Below are 14,369 nucleotides of genomic sequence, written 5' to 3'. Positions count from 1 at the left end.
GGTATACGCACCTTATCCTAACGTTGCAAGTTTCAGGTTACAGGTTTCAGGAGTATACATAACCGGGCAAAATACTTTAGTTGAGCCACTGTAACCCGACAATTCGGGATCGCTCCGGACCATATAACCTGGAACTTGCAACATTTTATACCGGACAAATAACAGTTACATAAAGCGTAATTCACATTCCATCATTCTTCAAAAACAGATTATTACGTAGAAATTCGCCTCTCTAAATTTCTCCAAATTTAACCAGTAGTTTAGCGGTAAATTTAGCATATGAAACTGCTGGTAATAGAAGATGAGTCCAGCTTATTACAAAGTATCCAGGAATATTTTACACAGGAAGATTTCCTTTGTGAGGGGGTTACTACGTATGCAGAGGCTGTTCGTAAAGTGGAGGATTTTACTTATGACTGTATTCTTCTTGATATAAACCTGCCGGATGGCAACGGCCTTAAGCTGCTTCAATACCTTCGCCAGTATAAAAAGGAGGATGGTGTAATAATTATTTCTGCGAGGAATTCTTTAAATGATAAAATTGCCGGCCTTGATTTGGGTGCAGATGACTATATCACTAAACCATTTCATCTGTCAGAACTCAACGCAAGGGTAAAGGCTTTAATTCGCAGAAAATATGCGCAGGGCACAAATATTCTTGAGTTGGGTAACCTTCAATTAGACCTGTTATCGCGAAATGTAACCTGCAGCCAACAAAAAGTTGCGCTTACCAAAAATGAATTTGATCTGTTGGCATATCTTTTAAATAATAAAAACCGGGTGGTCAGTAAGCAAGCGATTGCAGAACATATATATGGCGATCAGTCAGACAATATGCCGTCGTTTGATTTTGTTTATTCACAAATTAAAAACCTGAAAAAGAAATTAAAAGAAAAAGGATGTGATGATCTCATTCAAACCGTGTATGGATTAGGTTATAAATTGTCATTATGAGCAAACCGTTACTTCAAAGGAATACCCGTTTTTTATTGATATGGCTGCCTGTTGTTTTACTGGGCTGTTCCCTTGTATTTTATCTTTTAATGAAGATGCAGGCACATCACATGCAGGAAAAGCAATTGCTGCTTAAACAGCTTAATATATGGAATACATTTATAACAAGCGCTGGAAACGTTGCAATGCACGTAACTGGTGAATATGACATTACCGAGGGCAAATCGGGTTCTGATATTGAATTAAATAAGCCGAAGGACACAACCGTTTATTATGCCGACAAAAAACAATCATTGCCTTTTGAAATATTGACCGGCCGGTTTTCATGGAAGGGCAAAACCTGGCTGGTAACAACGTATAGTTCTTCTACTGAAATTTCCCATCTGATTATAAAAGTATTTTTAGCAGAAGCATTAATTCTTTTTCTGCTTCTTATTGCCATTGTTAATTTAAACCGTAAAAGCTCCGGCCTTCTTTGGAAACCATTTTTCACCACAATGACAAAAATGAATGAATATGATATTACCCGCAACCAATCCTTAGCATTACCAGCACAAACGGGCACCACGGAATTTGATGAATTAAACAAAACACTTACCAACCTGATTGACAAAGTAAACAGCGCTTATCATAATCAAAAACAGTTTGTAGAAAATGCCTCTCATGAAATACAAACCCCTTTGGCAATCATACGATCAAAACTGGAATTACTTATCAACCGGCCTGATCTTACCGAAAAAGCAGCTTCCCTGTTAGGCGATATTACAGAAGCAAACGACCGGTTAAGTCAAATGAACCGTACATTATTGTTGTTGGCAAAAATTGAAAATAGCCAGTTTCCTGACACAGAAGAAACCAACATCACCCCCATACTTCAACAGATATTAAATAATTTTAAACTTCATTACGATAATTTCCCTGCATTAACGACTAATATTGAGAGCAGTGTAATTGTCAAAGCAAACCGTTCATTAATTGAAATATTAATTTCCAATCTGGTAAACAATGCCATTATTCATAACAAAGCAGATGGGGAAATTAATATTACGCTGCAACCCGGCCGGTTCATTATTGAAAACACAGGGTCTCCACTGGAAATTAACCCCGAAGAACTATTTGAACGATTTAAAAAAGGCTCTCATCAAACTAAAACAACCGGCCTTGGGTTGGCCCTGGTAAAACAAATCTGCCATTTGTACCATTATGAAATTACTTATGAGTACAATAGCGGCTGGCACAAATTAACGATAATCTTTAAGTAAAGTACCTGCCTAATTTTCTCCAAAATCTTCTAATAGCTTTAGGGCCACAAATTCATAGCCCAACATGTTATACAAAGAGATGAAATGGTTTAAGCTGGCAGGCGCATTAATGCTTTGTTGTAACGCAATGGCGCAAAACCAGGTCGATACACTGATCCATCTGAAAGGTGCTATCCTGTTGGCCGAAAAAAATTATCATTTATTGCAGGCCCGGAAATATGAGGCAGCCGCTGCTACTAAAAATGTAGAAGTGGTAAAATATAGCAGGTTGCCTGCTATTGACGCTACTTATCAGGCCGGTGTTGCTACTGCTAATAATCTTATAGGTGTATTTTACCCAAACGGCATTTTGCCTATGAGCGGTCCACCTTCTTCCGGCAACAATTATAACCCGGCAACAGGTAGTGCCGCCAGTGTATTATTAAACTGGCAGGCAATAACCTTTGGCCAGCGTAATGCTCAAATTAATTTGGCTATGGCCGAAGCCAATACGCAAAATTCAGGCTTTCAGCAGGATTTATTCCTTCATACAATTAATGTAATAAGCGCCTATCTGGATGTATTGCTAACTTACGATCTGGTTACTGTACATCAGCACAACATAGAGCGGGTTCAAACGAATCTTAAACAAAGCAGGGTATTGGCTAATAGTGGCATTAAGCCAGGCGTTGACACCGCCTTATTTTTATCAGAACTTTCCAAAGCAAAAACTGATTGGCTGAAGGCACAAAAACAATTACAAACCGGGCAATGGCTGTTAGCCCAGGCCATAGTAACAGATGCGTTACCCGTGCCGGCAGATACCAGCTTCCTGAATAAATTACCGCAGATGTTAACAGGCAACGACACGTCATTTACCGACCATCCTGTTATAAAGTATGCGCAGAGTCAGCTTCTATTAAGCCAGTCAAAAGAACAACTCTTAAAGAAATCATATCTGCCTAAATTAACCGTATGGGGAACTGCTTTTGCAAGGGGTTCGGGATTTCCGGCAGATGGATCAATAAAAACATGGGATGGATTGAGCTTAAGCCGGTACAATTATGGAGCTGGCCTGCAGCTTGCTTTTCCTATAATGAAATATGGTGAGGTGAAACGCCAGATTCAGCAACAAAACCTTTTGTCAAAAGCCACCGGGGAAAGATTGATGGAAGAAAAAGCAACGCTTACCACGCAACAACATATTGCCAACACAACTTATCAGAATAGTCTGGCAGTGGCCGCAGAAACAGAACAACAGCTTAAATCGGGACGTTATGCTTTTAGCGCCATACAAACAAGATACAATACAGGACTGGTAAATTTTGCAGATTTGATCCAGGCGCAATACAATTTATTGAAAGCTGAATTGGATGTAAAGCAGGCCTACTGGGATGCATGGAAAGCCTTATTGCTGCAAGCTGCGATAAAAGGTGACGCCAATGTTTTTCTAAATGAAATTAAGTAAATACAATGCTCCGGTTAATACAATTTGCCCTTCGTAAGCCAATTACAATAATCGTATTTGTGGTGGGCATTCTGCTGTTCTCTATTCTGGCCATCAGAAAATCAGCAATAGATATATTCCCTGCTGTTAATACGCCTACGATTTATGTGGCGCAAACCTATGGCGGATTATCACCCCAACAAATGGAAGGATTTATTACATCCTATTATGAGTATCATTTTTTGTATATCACCGGTATTAAAGCGGTAGAGAGCAAATCCATCCAGGGTTTGGCTTTACTTAAATTACAATTTCACGAAGGCACCAATATGGCCAATGCAATGGCAGAAGTAATTTCCTATGTAAACCGCGCACGTTCTTTTATGCCCCCTGGTACACTGCCTCCATTTGTAATGCGGTACGATGCCGGTTCTGTTCCCGTAGGGCAACTGGTGTTTAGCAGCGAAGAACGTTCCTTAAACGAAATCCAGGATTTGGCGCTGTTTAAAGTGCGCCCCATGTTTGCGGCATTGCAGGGTGTTTCGGCACCCCCGCCTTTTGGTGGCAACCAGCGTACAATTGTTATTAAAGCCGACCCCGAAAGGCTAAGAAGTTACAATATTACAGCCGATGAAGTAGCAACGGCCATTGCTAAAAACAACCCTATTTTACCTGCCGGGAATATCCGGGTAAATGATAAGGCCATTATTACTTCTTCTAACAGCGTGGTAGATAATTTTAAGGAACTGGAAAATGTAACCGTAAAGAATAGCAACGGAACGCCCGTTTTAGTAAGAGACCTTGCTACTGTAGATAATGGAGCAGATGTTACTACGGGTTATGCATTAATCAATGGCAAACGTTCGGTATATATTCCCGTTACCAAAAGAGCCGATGCCTCTACCTGGGATGTAGTGCAGGCTGTTAAAAAAGCTTTACCTGATATGCAGGCAGCTATTCCGAACGATATAAAAGTTTCTTATGAATTTGACCAGTCGGGCTATGTAATTAATTCGCTTAAAAGCTTATTATTTGAAGGTTTGCTGGGGGCATTATTAACCGGCTTAATGGTATTGCTCTTTTTAAGAGACATCCGCAGCGCCGCTATTGTAATCATCACTATTCCATTAGCACTTTTAACTGCCGTAGTATGTTTATACTTAACGGGTCAAACGATTAATATTATGACGCTGGGTGGCCTCGCTTTGGCTGTAGGCATCTTGGTAGATGAATCTACAGTTACCATAGAAAACATTCACCATCATTTGGAGTTGGGCAAAACAAGGGCAAGAGCTATATGGGATGCCTGTAAAGAAATTGCTGTTCCCAAAATACTGATCCTGCTTAGCATTCTGGCGGTATTTGTTCCGGCTTTATTTATGTCGGGTGTACCCAGGTCAATGTTCCTGCCACTGTCAATGTCGGTAGGCTTTGCTATGATTGCCTCTTTTCTTTTGTCACAAACCCTGGTACCGGTTTTGAGTAACCGGCTGATGAAAAAAACAATTTCCGGCAATAAGAAAACCAACCTGGAGGGATTGAAAAAAAGATTAACGGCCGACATTCAAAGATCACGCAAACTGGCCTGGTTATTAGTACCTGTAACAATTATTTTAGTGCTCTCAATTGCTTACGTTGGGTATAAAAAATCGGGAACGGAAATCTTTCCCAAGATAGACGCAGGCCAATTGCAGGTAAGGCTAAGAATGCCGCCCGGTACAAGGATTGAGCGTACTGAAGATGCCACCAAAAAAACATTACAGCTGATTGAAGAAGCAGCCGGCAAAAATAATATTGCAATCACTTCTTCATTCGTTGGATTACAACCTCAATCTTATGCAATCAACCCTATTTTCCTGTATACAAGCGGCCCGCACGAAGCCGTAATTAAAGTAAACCTGAATAAAGGTGCAGGTATCCCTATTGAAAACCTGAAAGAACAATTACGATCATCAATAGCAAAAAATATTCCTGGTGTTGCAGTTTCTTTCGAACCGGCTGATCTGGTGGATCAGGTAATGAGCCTGGGAGCTAACAATCCTGTTGAAATAGTAGTGCAGGGAAAAAACTTAGCGCAGAGCCGGGAGATTGCCGGTAAATTAAGCCAGTCGTTATCGCAAATACCCTACCTGCGTGATGTACAGATGGCGCAATCATTAGATTATCCCACTATCCAGATCAATTATGATCGCATACGCACCGGGCAAATGGGCTTAACGGTTGAACAGGCCGGTAAATCAGTCGTTGAAGGAACTTCTTCCAGCCGCTTAACCACACCGGTGTATTGGTTAGACAAAGCTTCCGGCAACGCTTACCAGGTACAGGTAGAATATCCGCAATTTGTAATGAACAGTCCGGAACAGGTAGATCAGATTCCGGTTGGAAAAGCCGGTGACAATACTATTTTCCTGAGAGATATTGCTGAATGGAAAAAAACAAATTCTGTTAGTGAATATGACCGTATAAACCAGCAACGATTTATTACCCTTACAGCGAACATGTATAAACAGGATTTAGGCAAAGCAGTAACAGACGTAAACCGGGCTATCAAAAAACTTGGAGAGTTACCGCAAGGCGTTAAAGTATATTTGCGTGGGCAACCCGAAATTTTGTACCAGATTAACGACGAATTGTCGACCGGTTTATTATTGGCTATTGTAGTAATCGGCTTAATGCTCACGGCTTATTTTCAATCATACAAATTATCATTAACCGTGTTATCTGTACTTCCTGGTGTATTGGCAGGGTCTGTGTTGCTATTATGGATTACCGGCAATACGATGAATATTCAATCATTCATGGGGTGTATCATGGCGGTAGGCGTTGCAGTGGCAAATGCCATTCTGTTAGTAGCAAATGCCGAACAACTACGGCGCCGGCCAAACAATACCGGTGTGGTCGGAGCGCAGGCCGCTGCCAACCGCTTCCGCCCTATTGTAATGACAAGCGTTGCCATGATAGCAGGCATGATACCAATGTCATTAGGATTGGGAGATACCGGCAAACAAACCGCACCGTTAGCCATCGCGGTAATCGGGGGATTATTATTCAGCACTTTTATCAGCCTATGGTTAGTGCCATTGGTATATGATTTATTAATTGGAAATAAACGTGTAGCCGGTGTATCACTTGACCCTAATGATGAAACCTCTGTTTATTATGATAACAATATTTAATAATATACCAGTTATGAGAATTTTTGCAGGCATTGCATTATTACTTACTATAACAGCATGTAATGAGCAACAACAGCAGCCGGTAAATGCCCCAAAAAACGAAGAAAAACCAGATTCTGTAAAAGCGTTTGTGTTGGGAATGGATTCTGCAAAAAAAATGATTTCATTGCCGGGCGAACTATTGCCAAAGGAAAACGCTGAAATAAGAGCAAAAACACAGGGATACATCAAAAAACTGAATGTAGATATCGGTTCTAAAGTGAATAAAGGACAGGTACTGGCTTTGATTGATGCCCCGGAAATTAATAGCCGTGTACAGGAGTTAAATGAAAAAGTGAAAGCAGCCAGGTCGCGTTACCTATCCAGCAAAGATTATTTTGAACGCATTTCCACTGCTTCAAAAGCCGATGGTGTAATTGCCCCCAGTGAGTTGGAAAGAACAAAAAATGAAATGATGGCCGATAGCTCAGACTACAATGCAGCGGTATATGCAGCATCATCGTACCGGCAAATCGGAAATTACCTGGCTGTTGTTGCACCCTATAGTGGCATTGTTACCAAAAGAAATATCGTGGTAGGTTCATTTGTTGGCAACCCCAATGAAAAACCGTTGTTTGAGTTACAGGATAATACCACCTTAAGACTGAGTGTAGCCGTGCCGGAAATTTATACCAATGCCGCCTTGTTGAATAATACCGGTGAATTAACTACACGTTCCCTGCCCGACAAAAAGTTTAAAGCTAAACTGGTTCGTAAAGCAGGCAGTATTGATAATGCCACCCGCAGTGAGGTTTGGGAATTTGAAGTTCCTAATACAACAGGGGAATTAAAAGCCGGAAGCTATGCAGATGTAAAACTGCAATTCCTGCGCCCACAACAATCGTTTACAGTACCGGTTTCAGCAGTAGTAACAACGCTGGAAAAAAAATTTGTGATAAAAATTTCGAATAATAACACACAATGGGTTGATGTAAGACCAGGGTTTAACATGGGTGATAAGCAGGAAGTTTTTGGCGATTTACAAACCGGGGATATATTGGTACTAAAGGGCAACGAAGAGTTAAAGCCAGGCACAAAAGTAGTTGCATCGTTGAGCAGTAAACAATAGGTCAGGTAACAGTTACATAAAGCCGTTATTCACATTACATCATTCTTCAATTTGTGATTATGCATAATAAGTGTAATCACCTATTAATAATCGTTATGTATCAGATAATTCTAACTTATCATTAGTTGATTCGCACCACTCAAAGAATATTGCTAAAATAAATGTGTTTGCCCCGAAACTTTGCTTTTATTTTGATGCACCTACAATAACCTGCACACTTCAGGCGCCATTCCTATCGCCTGCATTTCGGCCTGTTCATTACAACAATTTTATTGCCTTATCTGCCAGTCACCTGATATCAGCATAGGTGTGTCATAACTATTAGCCCCCTTCGGCAAGCTACCGGAAGGCTAATGACGCATCATGCAGCTACACCCATGTGAACAAACACCCAAAATATGCAACAACGAGTACCCAAATCGTTTTCTCTTCTTTTGTTTTTGTTTTTATTGAGTAATTATTTGTCGGCAACGCCGGAGTGCCCGATCATTACCGGAAGCTTTCCCGGCGCCAACGGAACTACTTCCGATGCGTCGGCAACCGGCTGGTATCTGGATGCATCACATGTGGCCGCTACCGGTTACTTCGCCGTAAAATCAAACCGCCTGAATGCTACCGAACTGGGTGGCGAAGGCATCTGGTATTCGCGCGTATTTTCAACCGCCGGGTATTCTGACTTTCAGGCGGCCGTAAAAATTACTGCCGAGGGCGATATGAACAGTTCGGAGTATGTGAAGATCTATTATAAAATTAACGGTGGCGCAGAAACGCTGCTCGATTCACGTACCGGTAACTTCGGCACCATCGATTTCACATCGGGCACCCTCACCGGCAGCAATATACAGCTGGTAGTAAAAATTTATAACTATAATAACGGAGGATCGCAAACTTCGAAATATTATATTGAACAATACCGCGTATTTAAAGAAAAAGGCCCCTGCGCCGTTTCGGCCATTACAGCAACTGCTACTGCAGCCAATGGCGGTGTACTTACCTGCAGCAATCCATCGCTGGCATTATCGGCAACAGCTACAGGCTCGGGAACAACCACATGGAGCTGGACCGGCCCCAACGGATTTACATCCACCGCACAAAACCCTACCATTTCTGCAGCAGGCACCTATACAGTAGTTGCTACCAACAGCAGCGGCAGTGGTTCAGCGAGTGTAACTGTTACTGATAATAAAACAGCGCCTGTAGTTACTGCCACCGGCGGTGCACTGGCCTGCGGCTCATGCGTAAGCATCAGCGCTACTTCAAATGTGAGTGGCGCTACCTATAGCTGGACGGGCCCCAATAGCTTTACTTCCACATCGCAAAACCCAACGGTTTGTACAGCCGGCACCTATGTTGTTACCGTTACCAATCCGGCCAATGGTTGCAGCACCCAGCAATCCGTTTCGGTTTCGGCAAGTGCTGTTAGTACTTTCTGGCTCGAAGACTTTGCCGGTTTAAGCAACGGTACCACCTCCGATGCAGGTGCAACAGCCTGGACAACCTCCGTTACCGGCTCAGGCACTTACTCAGTACAAAACAATGAGTTTAAAACCTCTTTCAGCGGCAGCCAGGGCGTTGGCATCTGGACTTCGCAGTCGATTGACATTTCATCGAAAACAAATGTTACGTTTTCGGTTGACCTGCGCAGTGAAACAGCTTCGACCAGCGACAATTTCGAAACCGCCGATTATATTCGGGTGTATTATAAATTGAACGGCGGCGCCGAAACGCTCGTGTATGAAGACCTGGCGGGTTTAGGATCAACCACCAATACCACAGCCACCGCTACGGTAAATTCTGCCTCCCTGAACGGCAGCACCCTGCAGATCATTATCAAAACCAGTAACTCTGATCCCACAGAACGTTATTACTTCGATAATATCAAAGTATCCGGATCAAATGCAGGCACTTCTACGGTTACTGCATCCTCAACCGGAACAGCAACCTGTTCGGCCACAGCTCACTTATCGGCCACAGCCAGCAGTTCGGTGAGTGCATGGGCATGGACAGGACCGAATGGTTTTACATCATCTGTACAAAACCCTACAGTAAGCGCCGGCGGACAATACATTGTTACTGCTACGCTTTCTTCGGGTTGTACCGTTTCTTCTACCGTTACCGTTCCTGAAAATAAAACACCACCCGATATTAACGCTACCGGCGGAAGCCTGGCGTGCCTGTCGGCCATTACCTTAAATGTAAATTCATCAGTAAGCGGCGCCACATACAGCTGGACCGGGCCCAACAATTTCACCAGCACTTCAAAAAATCCATCGGTTAGCACAGCAGGTACGTATACCGCTACTGTTACCAATCCGGTGAATGGTTGTACCGCATCACAATCAGTAACCGTAACTTCCGGATCTGCTGCAGCAACGGCTTTTTGGTTAGAAGATTTTTCAGACCTCGGCAACGGCGCTACTTCCGATGCAGGCCCAACGGCATGGACATCTTCCAGCAACGGAAGCGGAACCTTTTCTGTACAAAACAATCAATTTAAAGCCTCATTCAATGATCAGGTAGAAGGCGTATGGACTTCGCAGGTGATAGATATCTCCGGAAAAAAGAGTGCTACGATTTCAGTTGACCTGATCAGTGAAGTTACCTCCGGCAAATCTTTGGAAACAGAAGATTACATCAGGGTGTATTACAAATTGAATGGCGGCGCCGAAACACTGGTATATGAAGACCTGGCGGGCATTGGCAACACCACTACCGGCACGGCTTCGATTACCGTAGCGTCCGCTGCCCTTAGCGGCAGCACCTTGCAGGTGATCATTAAAGCAAGTAATTCAGACGAAAGCGAACGGTATTATTTCGATAATATAAAACTTACCGGCGCCGATAAAACTGAGATCGTTGTGGCATCCGCCGGCAATGCTATTACCTGTACTACTACATCGGCAACATTGCTCGGCAGTGCAACCGCCGGCGGTGTAACATACAGCTGGACGGGACCCAACAATTTTACGTCGCCTTTACAAAATCCGGTTGTATCCACACCGGGTATTTATACGCTTACCGTTTACAACCCGGCTACCGGTTGCAGCAGCACCGATACAGCGCTTGTTGCGCTGAACACCACGGCGCCAGACGCCGGCGCAACCGTTAGCGGACAGCTAACCTGCGATGCCGTATCTTCAGTTACCCTTTCAGGCTCTTCCTCAACACCGGGAGTAACATATGGCTGGACAGGCCCCAATAATTTCTCCTCAACAGAGCAAAGCCCTGTAGCAACCAAAACAGGAACCTACACCTTAACTGTGACCAATCCTGCAAACGGTTGTACCGGCACTGCAACCGCAACTGTTACCAGAAGCAATGCGACCACCGGTACCGCCTGGTTGGAAGACTTTACACTGCCCAATGGCACAACAGTCGACAATGGCGCAACCAGCTGGTCTACTGCCATTAATCCTTCAACAACGTTGTTCTCGGTACTGAACAATGAATTCAGGATCAGCAACAGCAGCACCACCATTGGCAGCGAAGGTGTGTGGACATCAGGTTCTATCGACATCACCGGAAAAACAAATGTGTCTATATCGCTTGGTGTAAGAAGCTCTATCATCAATGGAGCAGTAATGAACACCGATCCTACTTACGGCGACTACATCCGCTTCTATTACAAACTCAATAATGGCGCTGAAGTGATGTTTGCCGAAAAAACAGCCGACATCAATAATCACAGCACTACGCCTGCTATTGTATCTGTTGCCGGATTAAGCGGTACCAGCTTACGCATCGTGGTTCGTGCAAGAGCAACCGGTAACGACGAGTTTTATTATTTCGACAATGTACAGGTTGTAGCCACCGGCGCTGCCAATGTAACAGCTACGGCTACCGGCGGAGCGCTTACCTGCACCACTAATTCAGTTACCCTGCAGGGCGCTACTTCTGCCTCAGGAGCAAGCTACGCATGGAGCGGACCGAATGGATATACATCTTCGGTACAGAATCCGGTAGTTTCCACAGCCGGTAATTACTCATTAACTGTGTCGATGGGAAGTTGCACCGCAACTGCGACAGCTATAGTGAGCACAGATACAACGCGGCCTAACATTGCGGCTGCTACGCCGGCACCACTTACCTGTACTACTACCAGCACTGCCTTAAGCGGAAGCTCTTCTACTTCGGGAGTAAGCTATAGCTGGAGCAATACCAGTGGTGTAATTGCTACCACTGCCAGTACATCGGTAAACAATACAGGTTCCTATACCTTAAAAGTTACCAACCCGGCCAATGGTTGTTTTTCAACTGCAACAGCCACAGTAAGTATAGATACAGCGCGCCCCAATATTGCGGCAACCGCTTCGCAACTTACCTGTACTACTACCAGCGCTGCCTTAAGCGGAAGCTCTTCTACTTCAGGAGTTAGCTATAGCTGGAGCAATGCCGGTGGTGTAATTGCTACCACTGCAAGTACATCGGTAAACAATACAGGTTCCTATACCTTAAAAGTTACCAACCCGGCCAATGGTTGTTTTTCAACTGCAACAGCCACAGTAAATATAGATACAGCGCGCCCCAATATTGCGGCAACCGCTTCGCAACTTACCTGTACTACTACCAGCGCTGCCTTAAGCGGAAGTTCTTCCACTTCAGGGGTTAGCTATAGCTGGAGCAATGCCGGCGGTGTAATTGCTACCACTGCAAGCACATCGGTAAACAATGCCGGTAACTATACATTGAAGGTTACCAACCCGGCCAATGGTTGTTTTTCAACCACCATTAAAACAGTGGGTATTGATACTACACGTCCTGTTGCTGTTGCAATTGCTACACAGCTTACCTGCGCTTCAACAACTGCTACCTTAGGCGGCGGTTCCAATACTTCAGGTGTTAACTATAGCTGGAGCAATGCAGCCGGTAGTATAATCGCTACCACTTCCTTTACATCGGTAAACAATGCCGGTACTTATACCTTAAAGGTTACCAACCCGGCCAATGGTTGTTTTTCAACCGCAGCTGCTATTGTTAGCATCGATACAACGAAACCCAATATTACCGCATCGGCCACTCCGATTCAGCTTACCTGTACCCAAACACCGGCTACACTCAGCGGCAGCTCTACCACTTCGGGAGTTACCTGGAGCTGGAGAAACGGAAGCAGTGAAGTTGCAACTACAGCCATTGCTTCGGTAACCGACCCCGGTACCTATACCTGTTCAGTTACCAACCCCACCAACGGTTGTATGGCATCGCGGCAGGTAGTGGTAACGCAAAACATCACACCGCCACCGTCGATAACTGCGAGCCATACGGGAACGGTAACCTGTAACACACCCAACGCAACCATCAGCGGAACGGTGTCGGTTTCAGGACTTACCTATAGCTGGACAGGACCAAACGGTTATACCGCTACTACCCTGACCGCTTCAGTAGTAAGAGGCGGAACCTATACACTGAGGGCCACTGATCCCGTCAATGGTTGTTATACAACCGCCGCTACAACAATTGATGAAAACACGGTTGCTCCCGGCGAAATTTCGATGAGTAACCCGGGTACCATTACCTGTTTAACCCCCAGTGTTAAGCTTTCGGGCCAGTCTTCATCGTCGGACGTTACTTATCTGTGGACGAGCCCCAACGGGTACAGCTCTGCTTCATCAACGGCTACCGTTACGCATGGCGGCACTTACACGTTAACAGCCACTAACCAGGTTAATGGTTGCAAAGCAAGTAAGTCAACCACGGTGGCGGAAAATACGACTGCTCCCGTGATAACTATTACCAATACAAGCCCGTTAAGTTGTACCAATCCAACGGTTACCTTGTCGGCAAGTACTACCTCAGCCAATCCGTCATATTTGTGGATAGGCCCCGAGGACTTTGTAGGTGTAGCACCTACTATTATTACAGGTACTGCGGGTACTTATATCGTAACTGTAACTGATCAGTCGAACGGTTGTATTGGCACCGGGTATACTGATGTAACGGGAGACATCTCTAATTGTGGAAGAAAAGTTACCACAATTACAGGCAGCAGAACTTCAACCGGCGTTGAAAATACAACAGCAACCACTGCCGCTGTTACGAAGTTCACCTATACAGCGTATCCTAACCCGGTTACCAGCAACGGGGTAATTGAATTTGCCTCGCCCGATAATACGGCAGTAACTGTTAGCATGTATAATACTTTAGGTGTTTGCGAAAAAGTGTTGTTCAAAGGAAACGCAGCCGCCGGACAGCATTACCGGTTGGCAATTCCTGCCGGGCAATTACACGCAGGCGCTTATTATTATATTATAAACGCTGGCGGTAAAACGTATTCGGGAAGATTGGTTATTGTGAAGTAAGCACAGTATTAAAAGAATACACTATATAACGATGCCACGGCTTAAAAGCCGTGGCATCGTTTTTTTATTTTCAGCAGTTTTTTCATATTACCACATGCACAACCGAAATAACACTAATCAAACCATCGTAATTCAACTGCAACACAT

General features: G+C 44.2%; 6 protein-coding genes. All 6 read left to right on the top strand.

What is annotated here, in order from left to right:
- Positions 1–279 precede the first annotated feature (279 nt).
- The 6 genes from AC59IL_RS29975 to AC59IL_RS29950 all read left to right on the top strand — a co-directional run bounded on the left by AC59IL_RS29975 (position 280) and on the right by AC59IL_RS29950 (position 14,222).
- Positions 280–954 carry a response regulator transcription factor gene (locus AC59IL_RS29975; RefSeq protein WP_496555927.1) on the top strand — a complete coding sequence of 225 codons (675 nt, stop codon included), beginning with the start codon at positions 280–282 and terminating at the stop codon, positions 952–954.
- Positions 951–2,216: a PorY family sensor histidine kinase gene (gene porY, locus AC59IL_RS29970; protein ID WP_496555926.1), complete on the top strand. Its 1,266-nt coding sequence runs from the start codon at positions 951–953 to the stop codon at positions 2,214–2,216. Before AC59IL_RS29975 ends, porY begins: the two co-directional genes overlap by 4 nt.
- A 64-nt stretch (positions 2,217–2,280) precedes the next feature.
- Complete coding sequence (locus AC59IL_RS29965; RefSeq protein ID WP_496555925.1) at positions 2,281–3,663, top strand: TolC family protein; 1,383 nt, start codon at positions 2,281–2,283, stop codon at positions 3,661–3,663.
- Positions 3,664–3,668: 5 nt separating this feature from the next.
- Positions 3,669–6,818, top strand: coding sequence for an efflux RND transporter permease subunit (locus AC59IL_RS29960; RefSeq protein ID WP_496555924.1), 3,150 nt, complete (start codon positions 3,669–3,671; stop codon positions 6,816–6,818).
- A gap of 13 nt (positions 6,819–6,831) precedes the next feature.
- A complete protein-coding gene (locus AC59IL_RS29955; RefSeq protein WP_496555923.1) occupies positions 6,832–7,926 on the top strand; it encodes an efflux RND transporter periplasmic adaptor subunit in 1,095 nt (364 codons plus the stop codon).
- Between the two features lie 398 nt (positions 7,927–8,324).
- Positions 8,325–14,222, top strand: a complete 5,898-nt coding sequence (locus AC59IL_RS29950; protein WP_496555922.1) for a T9SS type A sorting domain-containing protein — start codon at positions 8,325–8,327, stop codon at positions 14,220–14,222.
- The last annotated feature ends 147 nt before the right edge of the window (positions 14,223–14,369 follow it).

Source organism: Niastella sp. sgz303648 (assembly GCF_059587045.1).
This window is presented reverse-complemented; position numbering and strand designations above follow the sequence as displayed.